We start from the raw sequence: 16639 nt of genomic DNA on the forward strand, positions 1-16639 counted from the left end.
GGCCTCGATTGGCGCTGACTGCGAACCGGGGCCGGTCGCTGATCGAGCTGTGCGGTTGCCAGTGCGCTCGCCGGTACCGTCGGTCCGCCGAGTGGCCGAGCTGGAGAGCATTAGGTTCGAGTGTGCTGGTTCGTTGCTGCAAGATCAAGATCTGTGCGGTCCGAGATCCGCCGGATACGGCACGAGCCCCCATCCGGTGTTCGGATGAGGGCTCGTAACGTGGTTCGCCGATCAGCCGACCGGGGCCGGCTCCTTCTGCGCCGCGGTTTCGCGGTCACGCTGCTGCAACTCGCGCAGCTTGGTGCCCTCGACGTCGATATCGGGCAGGATCCGATCCAGCCACTTCGGCATCCACCAGGACCACTTGCCCAGCAGCACGAGCAGCGACGGAATCAGCACCATCCGTACCAGGAAGGCGTCGAACAGCACGCCGGCAGCCAGCGCGAAGCCCATGGATTTCGCGGTCACGTCGGACTCCATCATGAATCCGCCGAAGACGAAGATCATGATGACGGCCGCGGAGGTGACCACCCGGGCGCCGTGGTGGTAACCGGACACCATGGCGTCCTTCGGCGACTTGCCGTGCACGTATTCCTCACGCATCCGGGACACAAGGAACACCTGGTAGTCCATCGCGAGACCGAATACCAAGCCGATCAACACGATCGGCAGGAAGCTGACGATCGGATGCTGGTCGCCGATCAGGCCGAGCTTATCCTGCTGGAAGATCAGCACGGTGGCGCCGAAAGTGGCCGCCATCGACAACAGGAATCCCAATGCGGCGGTCAGCGGCACCAGGATCGAGCGGAACACGAGCACCAGCAGGATGAACGCCGCGATTGCCACGATCGTCATATACGGCACGATCTTGCTGAGCAGGGCATTGGACACATCGGCGTAGATCGCGGTGGAGCCGGTGATGCCGTATTCCATGCCGTATTTCGCCTGCAGGTCCGACTCCGCGTCACGTGCGTGTTTCACCAGGTCCTGGGTGTCGGAGTTGTTCGGGCCGTGATCAGGCACCGCGGTCAGCTGGGCTCCGGTGCTGTTCACATAGTCCGGAGTCTTGTCCGGGTTGAGCTTGTTCGTCGACGGCATGGTCACGAAGTCCATGCCCTGGTAGGCGGCCAGTTTGTCGTGCAGGGCCATGACGGCTTCCTGACGCTGCTCCGGCTTCACCTTCGTCAGATCCGCGACGACCAGCAAGGTACCGTTAGTGCCCTCGCCGAAACCTTCGGTGCGCAGGTCGTAGGCCTTCCGGACCGTGGTGGTCTTGGGCTGGCTGTCCTCACCCGGCAGGCCGAGGCTCAGATTTACCGCGGGTGCGGCGAGCAGGCCGAGCACGATCACGCTCGCGCCGAGGGTCACCCACGGTGCCTTGGCGATCAGCCGAGCGAAACGCTTGCCATTGGTGACGGCGTTGTCGTCCTCGGTGTCGGTGCGCGCCACCAGCGGCAGCCTCGGCTTGAACAGGAAGCGGCCGAAGGCGCCCATCATCGCGGGCAGCAGGGTCAGTGCGACCAGGATCGCGAACAGCGCGGCCAGCGCGCCACCCAGACCCATCCAGGTCAGGAAGCTGACGCCGACGATGCTCAGCCCGCACAGCGCGATGATCACCGTCATACCCGCGAAGACGACCGCGGAACCGGCGGTGCCGATGGCGACGCCTGCGGCCTCCTCCGGCGAATCCTGCACGGCGAGTTCGTGTTTGTAGCGTGAGACGATGAACAGCGCGTAGTCGATCGACAGCGCGATACCGATCATCGCCGCCAGCACGGTGGTGAAGTTCGGGATGTTCGCGATCGAAGTGCCGGCCATGATCAGCGAGGACGCCATGCCGACGCCCACGATGCCGGTGAGAATCGGCACGAACGCCGCGATCAGCGCGCCGAAGGCGACCATCATCACGATGAAGGCGACGGCGTAGCCGATCATTTCCGACTGTCCGCCCGGCGGCGCCTGCTCGGTGGCGATGGTGCCGCTGATCTCGACCTCGAGGCCGGCCGCGCGTGCGGCGTCGGCGACGTTGTAGGCCTCTTCTCGATCGGCCTGGGTGACGTCGGAGAACGACTTGATCTTGAACGGCACGCTGAAGTGGGCGACGGTATCGGCGTTGTTGTTCTTGCCGAGCACGTTCAGCGGCGCGAGACCGCATTTCGCAACGAAATTCGGGTCGCTGCGATCACCGGAGGTACAGCCGATCGCCGCCGTCGCGGTGACCGGATCGACCAGGATGCCAGGATTCTGCGGGTCCTGCTTGATCTTGGACTTGTCGACGATGTCGAGATTGTTGATCTTCTCGACAAGCGCGGTGAGCGCCTGGTGATTGTCCGGATCGGTGAGCTTGCCCTGTTTGGCCGCGGCGACATACGTGCCGGTCACCGCATCGAATTTGAAGGCTTCCGATTGTCCTGGGAATTCCCTGTCCAGGATGTCGGTGGCCTTCTGCGAGGGAAGGTTGGGCAGGGTGAAGTCGTCCTGGCTCTGCTTCTTCAGTCCGACGCCGAGGGCGCCCACGATCACGAAGATCAGCAACCAGACCGGTAGCACGATCCATTTTCGGCGGAAGGCGAACTTCCCCCACCGGTAGAGGTACACGGACACGCGGTATCTCCTAGCGATAGCTGATGTGCGGTGCTGAGTTCAGGCCCCGTAGACAGCACTACTGCGGACGCCGCACTGCGACCCGCGTCCATCGACACTTCTGCCTACCGTGCGGTAGGTAGACTACCCAATCAATAAGCGGAGGAACAGCCTCGATTTTTCGGGGCGCGCCCTCCGCTTGGATCGGTGGATGAGAGGATCATCGCATGCGCGCCCGAACTACCTCAGGATCCGTTGTTCCAGTTCAGAGCACCAAGGACGCGATTCGTGAGGCGGCGCTCCAGCTTTTTACGAACAAGGGTTTCGAGCAGACGAGCCTGCGCGAGGTCGCGGATGCGGTAGGAATCACAAAGGCGTCGCTCTACTATCACTACGCGTCGAAGCTCGATCTACTGCTCGCGATCATCGAACCGATCTTCGACGACATGAAGCTCGTGGTCGACGAACTCGACGGTGTGCCGCACAGTCCGGCGGGCGCTCGGGAGGTGCTGAATCGCCAGCTCCGCACCCTGTTACGACATCGCACCGCGGGTGCGATGTGCGTGCGCGACACCGCGGCCATTCTCAACGCGATCGGAGATCGGCGGCCGGACATGTTCGATATGCACCGGCGACTGTGTGTCTGGCTGGCCGGACCCGCCCCCTCACACGAGGCGCAATTGCGAGCCAGCGCCGCCCTGGAGGTGCTGGGCACGGCGCTGTGGTCGAACGAGCTCGTGCCCGACGCCGGTGACGAGGTGATCGAGCGGGTCCTCATCGAGGCCGCCCTCGGCGTGCTGAACGGACCGGGTGGACAGCGCTAGTGCACATCTCGGCGAGGATCGACTACGCGGTCCGCATCCTGTTGGAAATCGCTTGCGCGCAATCGAATTCGGTGAAGGCGGAGACGATCGCGACGGCACAGGACATTTCCCCGAAGATTCTGGAATCCATTGCGGCGCAACTGCGCCGGGCCGATCTGGTGGTCAGCAGGCGCGGCCCCGACGGCGGATACCGGCTCGCCCGTGCGGCCGGTGAGATCAGCATCGCCGACGTGATCCGCGCGGTCGAGGGGCCGCTCGCCTCGGTGCGCGGGCAGCGCCCCGAGGACGTGGTGTATTCGGGGGTGGCCGAACCTCTGCAGCGGGTGTGGATCGCGCTGCGGGTCAATATCCGTGCGGTGCTGGAACAGGTCTCGATCGCGGATATCGCCACCGACGAACTGCCCGATTTCATCGCGGACCTGGTCTCCGATCCCGGTGCCTGGACGCGGCGGCCCGCACCTGTCCCGCCCGGCGTCACCAACCTCACGACCCACAACGCCTAGGCCGCAAGTGGGACCGGGTGGTGGGGACTGTGCCGGTCGAGCCGGCTTCGCCGGTGTCCGGGCCGGCTTTCGCCGAGCGAAAAAATCTTGCCGACACCGCCCCGGATTGACGGTAGCCTGCACCCATCATGTTGATCAGGTTGCTGCGCGCCTTTCTCGCCCCCTACCGCACCCAGTTGGTGGGGGTTGTTGTGTTGCAGCTCATCTCCGTCATCGCGATGCTCTACCTGCCCAGCCTGAACGCCGACATCATCGACAACGGCGTCACCAAGGGCGATATCGGCTACATCTGGACCACCGGTCTGTGGATGCTGCTGGTGTCGGGCGTGCAGATCGTCGCCTCGGCGAGTTCGGTCTATCTGGGCGCACAGGCCGCGATGGGTGCGGGGCGGGAAATGCGCGCCGCGCTGCTGCACCGGGTGGGCACCTTCTCCGCCCGTGAGGTCGGCATCTTCGGCGCGCCGTCGCTGATCACCCGCAACACCAACGATGTGCAGCAGGTGCAGCTACTGGTCGTGATGAGCGTGACCATTTTGGTGATGGCGCCGATCATGTGCATCGGCGGCATCGTGATGGCGCTGCGCCAGGACCTCGGACTCTCCTGGATCCTGCTGGTCGCGGTGCCGGTGCTCGGCCTGACGATGGCGCTGATCATCTCCCGGATGGTGCCCGGATTCCGGCGCGTGCAGGAGCGCATCGACGCGGTGAACCGCGTGCTGCGCGAGCAGATCACCGGTATCCGCGTGGTGCGGGCGTTCGTGCGCGAGCGCTATGAATCGCAGCGCTTCGGCGTGGCCAACGACGAGCTGACCTCGGCCTCACTGCTCGTGGGCCGATTGGCCGCGCTGATGTTCCCGGCCGTGATGCTGATCAGCAACGTGACCACGGTCGCGGTGATCTGGTTCGGCGGGCACGCCATCGACTCCGGCAGTATGCAGATCGGTTCGCTGACCGCGCTGCTGTCCTACATCATGCAGATCCTGATGGCGGTCATGATGGCCTCCTTCCTGGCGATGATCGCCCCGCGCGCGGCGGTCTCGGCCGAACGCATCGCCGAGGTCCTCGAAACCGACTCCTCGGTGCTGCCGCCGGCGCAGCCGCAGACCTTCGTCGCCGATCCGGGAACGGTCGAGTTGGCCGGCGCGGAATTCGCATTTCCCGGCGCCGCGGAACCGGTGCTGCGCGATATCAGCTTCCGGGTCTCGCCCGGGCAGACCACCGCGATCGTCGGTTCCACGGGATCCGGTAAGACCACGCTGATCAATCTGATTCCCCGGCTGATCGACGTCACCTCCGGTGTGGTGCGAGTCGGCGGCACCGATGTGCGGCAGGTGGATATGGATCTGCTGCGCTCGCAGATCGGGCTGGTGCCGCAGAAGGCCTATCTGTTCTCCGGGACCATCGCGGAGAACCTGCGCTACGGCGATCCCGAGGCGACCGACGAACAGCTGTGGTACGCACTGGAAATCGCGCAGGCCGCCGACTTCGTGCGGGCCATGCCCGAAGGGTTGCAGACCCCGGTCGCCCAGGGCGGCACCACCGTCTCGGGCGGCCAGCGGCAGCGGCTCGCCATCGCGCGCGCCCTGGTGAAGAAGCCCAAGATCTATCTGTTCGACGACTGCTTCTCCGCGCTCGACGTCGCCACCGACGCCCGGGTGCGCGACGCGCTGCGGCCGGAGACGCGTGAATCCGCGGTGATCACCGTGGCACAGCGCGTGTCGACCATCCGCGACGCCGACCAGATCGTCGTCCTCGAGGACGGTGCCATGGTCGGCCTCGGCACCCACGAACAGCTGTTGCGCGAATGCGAGGAGTACCGGGAGATCGTGGAATCGCAGTTCAGTCCCGAAGAGGTGGCGCGATGAGCTACCTTGGCGCAGCCGCTTATCGGGCCGCCCGGGTGCGGGTGTCCCGCAAGACACAGGAGGCGGCGCGATGAGCTACCTTGGCGCAGCCGCTTATCGGGCCGCCCGGGTGCGGGTGTCCCGCAAGACACAGGAGGCGGCGCGATGAGGCCCGGGGGGCCGATGCCGGGTGCTCCCGGGCAGAAGGCGAAATCGTTCGGGCCGACGCTGAAGCGGTTGTTGCGCCGCCTGGCTCCGGACCGGACGGCCGTCGTGGCGATCCTGGTGCTGGCCGTCGCCTCGGTCGTCATGAACACCCTGGGCCCGCAGATCCTCGGTAAGGCGACCAACCTCATCTTCGACGGCGTCGTCAGCAAGCAGCTGCCGGCGGGGCTGACCAAGGATCAGGCGGTGGCGTCGCTGCGTGCGCAGGGCCAGGACCGGCTCGCGGACATGATGTCCTCGATGAACATCAACCCCGGCCACGGTGTCGACTTCGGTGCGGTCGGCCAGGTGCTGACGCTGGTTCTGGTGCTCTACGTGCTGGCTTCCTTGTTCAACTGGTTGCAGGCGTATCTGCTGGCCACGGTGATCAACCGCGCGGTGCAGCGACTGCGCACCGAGGTGGAGGAGAAGATCCACCGGCTGCCGCTGAGCTATTTCGACACCAATGCCCGCGGCGATGTGCTCTCCCGCGTGACCAACGACGTCGACAATGTGGCGCAGAGCCTGCAGCAGACCATGAGCCAGCTGGTCACATCGGTGCTATCGGTGATCGGCATCCTGATCATGATGTTCTGGATTTCGCCGCTGCTGGCGGTGATCGCGCTGCTCACGGTTCCGGCCGCGGTGATCGTCACGGCCCAGATCGCGAAGCGGTCGAAACCGCATTTCGTCGATCAGTGGAAGTACACCGGCCTGGTCAACGCCCAGGTGGAGGAGGCCTTCACCGGCCACGAGGTGGTCACGGCGTTCGGCCGCATCCGTGAGGTCGGCGAGGAATTCGACAAGCGCAACGACAAGCTCTACCAGGCCAGCTTCAAGGCGCAGTTCATCTCCGGGCTGATCATGCCGGTGATGATGTTCATCGGAAACCTGAACTACGTGCTGATCGCCGTGGTGGGTGGTCTGCGCGTGGCCTCGGGCAGCCTGTCGCTGGGTGAGGTGCAGGCCTTCATCCAGTACTCGCGCCAGTTCAGCCAGCCGCTCACGCAGATCGGTTCGATGGTCAATCTGCTGCAGTCGGGCGTGGCCTCGGCCGAGCGCATCTTCGAAATCCTCGATGCCGATGAGCAGGTTCCGGATCCGCGCGAGGAGGATCCGCGTCCGATCGATCGCGGCCGGGTCGAATTCGACGCGGTGTCGTTCCGCTATGAGCCCGACAAGCCGGTGATCGACGATCTCTCCCTGGTCGCCGAGCCGGGCCACGTGGTCGCCATCGTGGGTCCGACGGGTGCCGGTAAGACGACGCTGGTCAATCTGCTCGAGCGGTTCTACGAACTGGATTCCGGCACGATCACCATCGACGGGGTCGACATCACCGGCATCGGCCGCGACCGGCTGCGTTCCCGGATCGGCATGGTGCTGCAGGACACCTGGTTGTTCGGCGGCACCATCCGCGAGAACATCGCCTACGGCAGCCCGGAGGCGAGCGAAGAGGAGATCCGCGCGGCCGCCCGCGCCGCCTACGTGGACCGTTTCGTCCATTCGCTGCCGCTGGGTTACGACACGGTGATCGACGAGGAGGGCTCCGGAGTCAGCGCCGGTGAGAAGCAGCTGATCACCATCGCCCGCGCCTTCCTGGCCAAGCCGACCATCCTGATCCTCGACGAGGCCACCAGTTCGGTCGACACCCGCACCGAACTGCTGGTGCAGCAGGCGATGGCCGCGCTGCGCCGCGACCGCACCAGTTTCGTTATCGCGCACCGTCTTTCGACAATCCGCGATGCCGATCTGATCGTGGTGATGGAGGGTGGCCACATCGTCGAGCAGGGCACCCACGAGCGGCTGCTGGCCGCCCGCGGCGCCTACTTCCGCCTCTACAACGCGCAGTTCACCGGCGCGGCGATCGATCAGGATCTGGTCGACGAGCCGACGCTGGATGTGGTGTAGGGGCCGTGGTCACCGGCCTGGCAGGATAGCGGCGTGTCCGATCCCGACCAGTTCTCCTTCACCGTCGGTACGTCGCTACCGGGGCGCCGCGGCGGCCGCACCGGTGTGATCGCCACCCCGCACGGGCAGATCGCCACGCCGGCGTTCATTCCGGTCGGCACCAAGGCCACGGTCAAGGCGGTACTGCCGGAGGCGATGGCCGAGATCGGCGCGCAGGCCCTGCTCGCCAACGCCTACCACCTGTATCTGCAGCCGGGATCCGACATCGTGGACGAGGCGGGCGGTCTGGGCCGGTTCATGAACTGGCCGGGCCCCACCTTCACCGACAGCGGCGGATTCCAGGTGATGTCGCTCGGCGTCGGCTTCAAGAAGGTGCTGGCCATGGAGGCCGTCGGTGTGCGGAGCGACGAGGTGATCGCGAAGGGAAAGGAGCGGCTGGCCGTGGTCGACGACGACGGCGTCACCTTCCGCTCCCATCTGGACGGATCGAGCCACCGGTTCACCCCGGAGGTGTCGATGGGGATCCAGCACCGCCTCGGCGCCGACATCATGTTCGCCTTCGACGAACTGACCACGCTGTTCAATACCCGTGGCTATCAGGAGAAGTCGCTGCGGCGCACGCACGAGTGGGCGCAGCGCTGCATCGACGAACACGAGCGCCTCACCGCCGAACGCGCGCACCGGCCGTATCAGGCACTGTTCGCGGTGATTCAGGGCGCTCAGTACGAAGATCTGCGCCGCAAGGCCTGTCGCGATCTGGACGCGATGCGGGGAAGTGGCGGAACGGGTTTCGACGGGTACGGCATCGGCGGTGCGTTGGAAAAGGCCAATCTCGGCACCATCGTGGGCTGGTGCTGCGACGAACTGCCGCCGGAGAAACCGCGGCATCTGCTGGGTATCAGCGAACCCGAGGACTTCTTCGTGGCGATCGAGAACGGCGCCGACACCTTCGACTGCGTCAATCCGTCCCGCGTCGCGCGCAATGCCGCGATCTATGTGGCAGCCGGGCGATTCAACATCAACACCAGCCGGTTCCGCCGCGACTTCACCCCGATCGACGACACCTGCGACTGTTACACCTGCGCCCACTACACCCGTGCCTACATCCATCACCTGTTCAAGGCGAAGGAGATGCTCGCCGCGACGCTGTGCACGATTCACAACGAGCGCTTCACGATTCGGCTCGTGGACGATATCCGCGCGAGTATCGAGGGCGGCTACTACGACGACTTCAAGGCGGAGTTCCTGGGACGGTGGCAGGGCCGGATCCGCTTCGACTGAACGGAACGGCCCTGCCCCGCGTCAGCTGTAGAGCGCGGGCTTGTCCAGCGGTGCGTAGCTGGGTTCGTGCTTCTTCAGGTAGGCGATGCAGCGGTAGCTGATCGGCATGATCAGCACCTCACACAGCGTCTTCCACACGAAGCCGACGATCACGTAGTTGATGAACGCGCCCCACGTGTTGATTCCGATGGCGGTCGCCGCGATCGAGCAGAACACCAGCGTGTCACCGAATTCGCCGGCGACGGTGGAGCCCAGCAGCCGGGCCCACAGATGCTTCTCCTTGGTGCGCTCCTTGATCAGCACCAGCGTCATCGAGTTCAGGAACTGGCCCACCACATAACCGGCGAGCCCGGCCGCGACGAGCTGCGGCGTGGTCCCCGCGACGGTGCGGAACGCGTCCTGATTGTCGTAGAACTCGGCCGCCGGCAGGCCGATCGCGATCCAGAAGCAGACCACCATCAGAATCAGCATGCCGAAGCCGTAGTAGATGGTGCGGCGGGCTGCCTTGAAGCCGTACACCTCGCTCAGCACGTCGCCGATCACATAGGCGAGGGGGAACAGAAAAAATGCGCCGTCGGTGGTGATCGGCAGGATTTCGATGGGCCCGAGGGACACCTCGTGGCCGGTGAAGAACTGCACGCCCTTGGTCGCGCAGATGTTGGAAATCATCAGCGTCGCCGTGAACAAGGTCACGATCAACGTGAAGGGACCCCCCGCGGCCTGCGCGAATGCTGCGTGTTCGACCGCGGGGCGTCCAGACTCCCCGGTCGGTGTCGTTTCTTGTGTCTCACTCACGACCTGTGCACGATACCGGCAACCGGGCCCGGTGGAATAGGCTGGACCGATGACGAATCCCGGCGATTCCGACGAATGGTGGAAACAGTACGGCGGCGAAGGTGTCTCGTCCGATTCGGGCGGCCACCAGTCGGTTCCGCCGACCCCGCCGCAGCAGCCCACCCCGCCGCCCAATCCGCAGGCCGGATACTCCTCGGCCCCGCATCAGCAGTCGTCTCCCTACCAGCAGCCGACCCCGCCGCCGCAACAGCAGCCGTCCTACCCGAGCTATCCGCAGCAGCCCTACGGCCAGCCCAGTTACGGCTATCCGGCCGCGACGCCGTATCAGCCCTACGGCTACGCGGCGCCGCAGCAAGGCACCAACGGCCTGGCGATCGGTTCGTTGATCGCGTCGATCCTGGGACTGTGCACCTGTATCGGATCGATCGTCGGGATCATCCTGGGTGTGATCGCGCTGAACCAGATCAAGGAACGCGGCGGTCAGGGCCGCGGTATGGCGCTCGGCGGAATCTGGGTCGGTGCCGTCGGCATCGTGCTCACCATCGTGTGGGTGATCGTCAACATCGCGGCCGCGAACTGGTAGGAGCCCGGAAGGAGCAGCAGTGCGTCCGGATCGCCGGGCGCACCGTCGCCGGATCAGCTGTGGCGCAGCGGATCCGGATGTTCGGGGTCCAGAATCCACGGTTCGTGCGGCACCGTCGCCGGGGTGAACTGATCCAGTAGTGCTCGCGGTGTCTCGCCCCGCAGGCCGAGCGAGGCCGCGAGCATGGCGAAGATCTGACGCGGCGTCTCACCGAGAGCGGTTCTGTCGCGCAGGGTTACGGCACCGTCGCGCTTGGCCAGGCGCGCACCCTCGGTGTTGAGCACCAGCGGGACGTGCGCGTACGCGGGCACGGCGAGTCCGAGGAGGGTGGCCAGATAGGCCTGCCGCGGTGTCGAGGGCAGCAGATCGTCACCGCGAACGACCTGGTCGAAGCCTTGGGCCGCATCGTCTACCACGACCGCGAGGTTGTACGCCGCCGTTCCGTCGCCGCGACGCAGCACGAAATCGTCTACCAACCCTCGATACCGGCCGTGGATCTCGTCGGTGATCTCGAATTCCGTTGTCTGTGAGCGCAACCGCAGTGCGGCGGGGCGTCCCTCGGCGCGTTTGGCCGCCCGCTGGGCCTCGGTCAGGTCGCGGCAGGTTCCCGGATAGGCGCCCATCGGGCCGTGCGGTGCTGATACGGCCTTCTGAATCTCTCTTCGCGTGCAATAACATTCGTAGGTCATTCCGCCCGCGGTGAGCCGCTCGATCGCCGCGGCGTAGCGCGGGGTGCGATCCGATTGCCGGACCACCTCGCCGTCCCAGTCCAGCCCGATCGCGGCCAGATCCTCGAGCTGGCGCTGCTCCGCACCTGTCCGCACCCGGTCCAGGTCCTCGATTCGCAGCCGGAAATTGCGTGCGGTGCTGCGGGCGAACAGCCACGCCAGCAGGGCGGTGCGGAGATTGCCCAGATGCAGATCACCGGAGGGGCTGGGGGCGAAGCGCCCCGCCCCGGCGGTATGCGGGATCATCCGCGCAGCCGGGGGCACAGCCCGTCCTCCGGAATATCGCGGCCGGCATCCAGATCCGCCAGCAGACCCTCGGCATGGGCGACGAGCCCGGTCGCATCGATGCCGTGCGGCGGCGACGGCGTGGCCGACAACCGGCCGATCGCCCGCTCGAGCAGGGTGCGAGCACCCTTCGGATTACCGCGCTGGATGTGCGTGATTCCGACCGCGTACTGCGCCAGCCCCTGCCACAGCATCCTTTCCGCGAACGGTCCGTTCTTCCATGCGGCCTCCAGCACCTCGTGCGCGTTGAAGGCCAGCCCCTCGTTCAGAAGGCGCTGGGCATAGTCCAGGGTTTCGTCCGGCGGGAGGTCGAGATCATCCGGAATACGGACGACGCCGACGCTACCGGGCGGTAGCGGTCGACCGAACCGGTCTCGAGGACGGGCATTTCGGGCGTGTCCGGCATCGTCGCGATCTCGTTCCACCACTACTCCATGATCCATACCGAGCAACCGCACGGTTTATCCGGGGCCCGGTGCGGCCGTGTCCGAGCGAATTTCGCGGATCGGTTTTGTTTAGCGGATCATTCTCCTGTCATTTGGCAATTTCTCCGCTATTAGTGAACGGGAATTATCTACCGGAATTCGAGTGATTGAAAGCGAAAAGACGCGGGACATCGATTGTAGGTACTGCTAGGGTGCTCTCCCGGAGTCAACGCGAGGGCGCACCACGGCGGTGTGCACCTCGTGACCATTCCGTTCATTGAGCAGTTCGTGCGCTATGACCAGGCGCATTGTGGAGCCGTCGAGTCTCGAGAAGCTCGGGTCCGGCGACGAGGAAGCACGATTGTCGCGTTATCTACGGTGGTAAAGGAGAGGTTGAGGTGAAGGTTGATTCGACCGGTGCGGTGTGGCGCAAGAGTAAATACAGCGGTCCCGACGGAAACTGTGTCGAGGTCGCTTTTCTGAGTGATGGCAATGTCGGGGTTCGCGATACCAAAGACTGCGGCAGCGGGCCGATTCTGGCTTTCACGCCCGGCGAGTGGGATGCGTTCGTATCGGGTGTGACCGACGGGAAGTTAGGTTCCGCCTGACCGCGGGCGACCGGGTGATGGGCCCCGAGTCACGGCGACTCGGGGCCTTGTTGTGCCGGTTGGCGTTGTGCCGGTTGGCGTTGTGCCGGTTGGCGTTGTGCCGGTTGGCGTTGTGCCGGTTGGCGTTGTGCCGGTTGGCGCGGCCGATCCTGATGGTCACGCAATGCCGGCGTCAGGCAACGTTCCTGCTCGTGCGCGGCCGCTACGCGGGATTTGTGGACGGCTGTGGATATCGTCGGCGGGTGGATCTACTGACCCCGCAGGATGCCACCAGGTTCTGGCTGTCGCGCCGAGCCTGCAACGACCTGTTCCTGCTCTATTGCTTCGACGAGGCCGGATGGTCCGCCGACGCGCTGCGGGCGGCGGTGATCGCGCGCAGCGCCGAAATCCCGGAGTTGCGCGTCCGTATCCGGGAGCACCGTTTCGCTTATCCGGCCTGGGAGCCTGCCGATCTCGACGAGGCGCAGATCGTCGTCCACACGCCCGAGGAGCCGCTGTGGACAACTGTGGAAGCATCGCTGGGTGAGATCCTGGCGCATTCGGTACCGGCGCGGCGATACGCCTGGCGTATCCATCTGTATCGCGGCATCCGGGACGCGCCGGGCGGGTCGGGGCCCGCACTCGTTGTGGTGCTGCAACTTTCGCATGCGCTGGCGGACGGACGACGGGCCGCGCATATCGCGCGCGAGTTGTTGCGGGGCCTGGACGCGGTAGCTCGGGCGGTCGCCGATCCGGATGGTGGTTCGGGTCGCGTCGGATCGCCTCACGGATCGATGGCCAACCGGCATCGCGGCAGAGCGCGAGTCCGGCTCTCCTCGACTGCGGAAACCCTTGCGGTCGAGGCGGTATCGCTTCTTTCGTTCCTGCCCGGCGTGGCACGCACGGTGCGGCGGGGATTCGTCGCGGCACGTGCGGACGCGGAATTGAACAGCCTCGCCGAGACCGGTGAGATTCCCGCCGCGGCACCGGATTTCGCACCGACCCGGCTGAATCGCCCGCCGGCGCCGGAGCGTCGGGCCGTCCGCGTGATCGCGGGGGAGAGCCTGCACATTCCCGGCTATACGGTCACGGTCGTCGCGCTGACCGCGATCTCGGTCGCGATGAGTGGATATCTCGCCGCCCACGGCGAATCCGTCGACTCGTTGGGCGCGCAGGTCTCGATGGCCCTGCCTGTGATGACGGACCGAAAAGTGTTTCCGCGCAACAACTATCGCGACCTCGGTGTCGATCTGCGCGTCGCGGAACCGGACCTGCGGCTGCGGGCGCGCCGCATCGCCGCGGCGCTGGCCGAACGACGAATCCGAGCGACCCACCCGCTGCAGTCAGCGCGTGACCGCGTCACCGACGCGATCCCGGCCCCGGTTCTCCGTCGCGATATCGCCGGCTATCCCTTGGATCTGGTTCCCGACCGGATCTCGGGCCACACCGTGCTGTCCAGCGTCCACCGCGGCGAGGCGGACTTCTCGATCGCCGGCGGTGCGGTCCGCTTCACCGCCGGTTTCCCCGCCCTCGGCGCGGTGATGCATCTGACCCACGGCCTGCACGGCCTCGGAACGACGGTGACCCTGTCGGTCCACGCCGATCCCCGGGTGGTGGATGTAGACGATTACGCCCGCCGCTTGCGTGGCGCGGTGCGTGAGATCGGTGCGCGGTTGACCGCCGAGTAATCGCGAAAGAGGCTGGTACACCTCTTTCCATATTCAATATATAGCGGAGTCGGGGGCTTGCGGCAAGGCCCCGGTCGTGCCGCACAATGGCCCGCCGAGGCCGTGTACCTGCGGAAACGGGGAGGAGACGCGCAGCGGCCGAGACGGACACGGGTGTCCACATGAACCATGCCGGCCAGGGAAGTGAGTGACACATGTCGGAACCGGGGTATCAGGACGAGTTGCGGGCCGAACAGGACTACGTGTCCGGGCTCTACGCGCGACTCGACGGCGAGCGCGCCGAGGCGAAGGGCCGCTACACCGCGGCGCTGCGCGGCAACGGCGGTGCGCTGGTGGACCGCGATGTGGAGGTGCGCACGCTGGCGCGCGAGGTGAAGCGTTTGGACGTGGCCGACAACGGGCTGTGTTTCGGTCGATTGGACAGTGACTCCGGTGAGCGGTCCTATATCGGCCGGATCGGGCTGTTCGACCGGAGCCACGACTTCGAGCCGTTGCTGCTGGATTGGCGGGCTCCGGCGGCACGGGCGTTCTACACCGCCACCGCCGCCAGCCCGGAGCGGATGCGGCGGCGCCGGCAATTCCATTCCCGCGGCCGCCGCGTCGTCGACTACACCGACGAGGTCTTCGGCCGTCCGGGCGCCGGGGAACGCGGGGATGCGGCACTGCTCGCAGCGGTCGACGCACCTCGCGGCGAGAGCATGCGCGACATCGTGGCAACCATCCAGGCCGAACAGGACGAGATCATCCGGCTCGATCATCCCGGCGTGCTGGTGATCGAGGGCGGACCCGGTACGGGCAAGACGGTGGTGGCACTGCATCGCGTCGCCTATCTGCTCTACACCCAACGTGAGCAGATGGAACGCCACGGCGTGCTCGTGGTCGGACCCAATCCGGCCTTTCTGCGTCATATCGATCGGGTACTGCCGTCGCTCGGCGAAACCAACGTCGTCTTCACCACTACGGGCGATCTGGTGCCGGGCCTGCACGTCACTGCCGAGGACACTCCGGATGCGGTGCGCATCAAGGGTTCGCTGCGCATGCTGAATGTGCTCGCCGCCGCGGTCGCGGACCGGCAGTGCTTGCCGGCGGAACCGCTGACCGTCGAATTGGCCGATGTCACCGCGCGCATCGATGCGGCGACCGCGGAATGGGCGCGTGAGGAGGCGCGCACGAGCGGTCTGCCGCACAACGAGGCGCGTGCGGTGTTCCGCGAGATCGTCACCTATGTGATCACCGAGCGCGCGATCGCCCGGATCGGCACGGGCTGGATCACCCGCGACGACCGGGAGGCGTGGGAGAACCTGCGGGCCGACCTCGTCGGCGAGCTCGCCGAGAGTGAGCAGTTCACTGCCGCGCTCGACCTGCTCTGGCCCGTGCTCACCCCGGAAAAGCTGCTGGCCGAGCTGTATTCGTCGCCCGAGCGGTTGCGTGCGGCAGGCGCCGACCCGGCCCTCCGGCGTGCCGACGGCGCCGCATGGACGGTGTCGGATGTACCGCTGCTCGACGAATTGGTCGATCTGCTGGGCCGGGAGAAGCCGGCGGACGACAGCGCTGAACGCGAACGTGCGGCCGAAGCTCGATACGCCGCAGGCGTATTGGAGCTCATGACCGGCCGCGAGGATTCGATGGACGACGAGGACCACCTCTTCGCCACCGACCTGCTCTACGCCGAGGACCTCGCCGACCGATTCGCCGATCGTGATACCCGTGATCTGGCCGAACGCGCTGCCGCCGACCGGGATTGGACCTATCGCCATATCGTGGTCGACGAGGCGCAGGAGCTCTCCGACATGGATTGGCGGGTGTTGATGCGGCGGTGTCCAGGCCGCTCCTTCACCGTGGTCGGCGACCTTGCCCAGCGTCGTTCGACCGCCGGTGCGATGTCGTGGGACGCGATCCTCGAGCCCTACGTTCCCGGCCGGTGGCGCTACCGCTGCCTGACGGTGAACTACCGCACGCCGGCGGAGATCATGGCGGTCGCGGCGGCGCTGCTCGCCGAATTCGCGCCAGGTGTGCGGCCTCCCGAGTCGGTGCGTGCCTGTGGTGTGCGGCCGTGGTCGCGCCGAGTCGATGAGAGCGAATTGGCCTCCGCCATCGAGGAATTCGTTCGTGACGAGGAGGGCCGCGACGGAACCGCCGTCGTGATCGGCCCGCCCGGCCTGCCCGGTACGGTTCCGGCGTCGGAGACGAAGGGGCTCGAGTTCGATGCAGTACTCGTCGTCGAACCGGAGCGCATCCTCGCCGACGGGCCACGCGGCGCGGCCGAACTCTACGTGGCCCTCACCCGCGCCACCCAGCGCCTCGGAGTTGTGCACCGAGCCCCGCTGCCCGCAGCACTCACCGGTCTGGTTCCGGTCGACGCGCCCGCGGCGGCCGGAAACCTCCGCTCCGCGTAGCGATG

At 66.2% G+C, this 16639-nt stretch carries 13 protein-coding genes; 9 read left to right on the plus strand and 4 right to left on the minus strand.

Translation table 11 applies throughout. The features are described 5' to 3' along the window. Positions 1-231: 231 nt before the first annotated feature. The gene (locus C5E41_RS13480; protein WP_104376172.1) at positions 232-2604 is read right to left on the minus strand and encodes an MMPL family transporter; all 2373 of its coding nucleotides are present in this window, start codon (positions 2602-2604) and stop codon (positions 232-234) included. Between the two features lie 206 nt (positions 2605-2810). Here C5E41_RS13480 and C5E41_RS13485 point away from each other — a divergent pair, with 206 nt between their 5' ends. The 5 genes from C5E41_RS13485 (at position 2811) to tgt (ending at position 9147) form a co-directional block, all read left to right on the plus strand. Continuing rightward, positions 2811-3407, plus strand: coding sequence for a TetR/AcrR family transcriptional regulator (locus C5E41_RS13485; protein WP_104376173.1), 597 nt, complete (start codon positions 2811-2813; stop codon positions 3405-3407). Continuing rightward, the gene (locus tag C5E41_RS13490; protein WP_104376174.1) at positions 3407-3910 is read left to right on the plus strand and encodes an RrF2 family transcriptional regulator; all 504 of its coding nucleotides are present in this window, start codon (positions 3407-3409) and stop codon (positions 3908-3910) included. Before C5E41_RS13485 ends, C5E41_RS13490 begins: the two co-directional genes overlap by 1 nt. Positions 3911-4038: 128 nt before the next feature. Further along, a complete protein-coding gene (locus tag C5E41_RS13495) occupies positions 4039-5775 on the plus strand; it encodes an ABC transporter ATP-binding protein (protein WP_104376175.1) in 1737 nt (578 codons plus the stop codon). Between the two features lie 144 nt (positions 5776-5919). After that, positions 5920-7866, plus strand: a complete 1947-nt coding sequence (locus tag C5E41_RS13500; RefSeq protein ID WP_104376176.1) for an ABC transporter ATP-binding protein — start codon at positions 5920-5922, stop codon at positions 7864-7866. A gap of 33 nt (positions 7867-7899) precedes the next feature. Beyond that, the gene (gene tgt / locus C5E41_RS13505; RefSeq protein ID WP_104376177.1) at positions 7900-9147 is read left to right on the plus strand and encodes a tRNA guanosine(34) transglycosylase Tgt; all 1248 of its coding nucleotides are present in this window, start codon (positions 7900-7902) and stop codon (positions 9145-9147) included. A gap of 21 nt (positions 9148-9168) precedes the next feature. Here tgt and C5E41_RS13510 read toward each other — a convergent pair whose 3' ends face one another. Further along, positions 9169-9942 (minus strand): queuosine precursor transporter, encoded by a 774-nt coding sequence (locus tag C5E41_RS13510; protein ID WP_104376178.1) that lies wholly within the window; start codon positions 9940-9942, stop codon positions 9169-9171. A 49-nt stretch (positions 9943-9991) separates the two neighbouring features. Between C5E41_RS13510 and C5E41_RS13515 the strand changes: the two genes are divergently transcribed. Next, positions 9992-10525, plus strand: a complete 534-nt coding sequence (locus C5E41_RS13515; protein WP_104376179.1) for a DUF4190 domain-containing protein — start codon at positions 9992-9994, stop codon at positions 10523-10525. Between the two features lie 53 nt (positions 10526-10578). Here the strand turns inward: C5E41_RS13515 and gluQRS are convergent, their stop codons facing one another. Continuing rightward, the gene (gene gluQRS, locus C5E41_RS13520) at positions 10579-11499 is read right to left on the minus strand and encodes a tRNA glutamyl-Q(34) synthetase GluQRS (RefSeq protein WP_104376180.1); all 921 of its coding nucleotides are present in this window, start codon (positions 11497-11499) and stop codon (positions 10579-10581) included. Continuing rightward, positions 11496-11981, minus strand: coding sequence for a DUF309 domain-containing protein (locus C5E41_RS13525; RefSeq protein ID WP_181063234.1), 486 nt, complete (start codon positions 11979-11981; stop codon positions 11496-11498). Before C5E41_RS13525 ends, gluQRS begins: the two co-directional genes overlap by 4 nt. A 380-nt stretch (positions 11982-12361) precedes the next feature. On the opposite strand from C5E41_RS13525, the gene C5E41_RS13530 reads away from it, so the two are divergent. The 3 genes from C5E41_RS13530 to helR all read left to right on the plus strand — a co-directional run bounded on the left by C5E41_RS13530 (position 12362) and on the right by helR (position 16634). After that, positions 12362-12571 (plus strand): DUF397 domain-containing protein, encoded by a 210-nt coding sequence (locus tag C5E41_RS13530; RefSeq protein WP_104376182.1) that lies wholly within the window; start codon positions 12362-12364, stop codon positions 12569-12571. Positions 12572-12813: 242 nt separating this feature from the next. Beyond that, entirely contained in the window at positions 12814-14238 is a 1425-nt protein-coding gene (locus tag C5E41_RS13540; protein ID WP_104379569.1) for a hypothetical protein, read from the plus strand. A gap of 194 nt (positions 14239-14432) precedes the next feature. Then, positions 14433-16634 carry an RNA polymerase recycling motor ATPase HelR gene (helR, locus tag C5E41_RS13545; protein WP_181063235.1) on the plus strand — a complete coding sequence of 734 codons (2202 nt, stop codon included), beginning with the start codon at positions 14433-14435 and terminating at the stop codon, positions 16632-16634. Positions 16635-16639: the final 5 nt, after the last annotated feature.

The organism is Nocardia nova, assembly GCF_002933465.1.
GTDB lineage: Bacteria > Actinomycetota > Actinomycetes > Mycobacteriales > Mycobacteriaceae > Nocardia > Nocardia nova_B.

Excerpts from the sequence above, each read along its gene's own strand:
- C5E41_RS13485 (WP_104376173.1), top strand. The coding sequence starts at position 2,811 with ATGCGCGCCCGAACTACCTCAGGATCCGTTGTTCCAGTTCAGAGCACC.
- C5E41_RS13495 (WP_104376175.1), top strand. The coding sequence starts at position 4,039 with ATGTTGATCAGGTTGCTGCGCGCCTTTCTCGCCCCCTACCGCACCCAG.
- C5E41_RS13500 (WP_104376176.1), top strand. The coding sequence starts at position 5,920 with ATGAGGCCCGGGGGGCCGATGCCGGGTGCTCCCGGGCAGAAGGCGAAA.
- C5E41_RS13515 (WP_104376179.1), top strand. The coding sequence starts at position 9,992 with ATGACGAATCCCGGCGATTCCGACGAATGGTGGAAACAGTACGGCGGC.
- gluQRS (WP_104376180.1), bottom strand. The coding sequence starts at position 11,499 with ATGATCCCGCATACCGCCGGGGCGGGGCGCTTCGCCCCCAGCCCCTCC.
- C5E41_RS13525 (WP_181063234.1), bottom strand. The coding sequence starts at position 11,981 with ATGGATCATGGAGTAGTGGTGGAACGAGATCGCGACGATGCCGGACAC.
- helR (WP_181063235.1), top strand. The coding sequence starts at position 14,433 with ATGTCGGAACCGGGGTATCAGGACGAGTTGCGGGCCGAACAGGACTAC.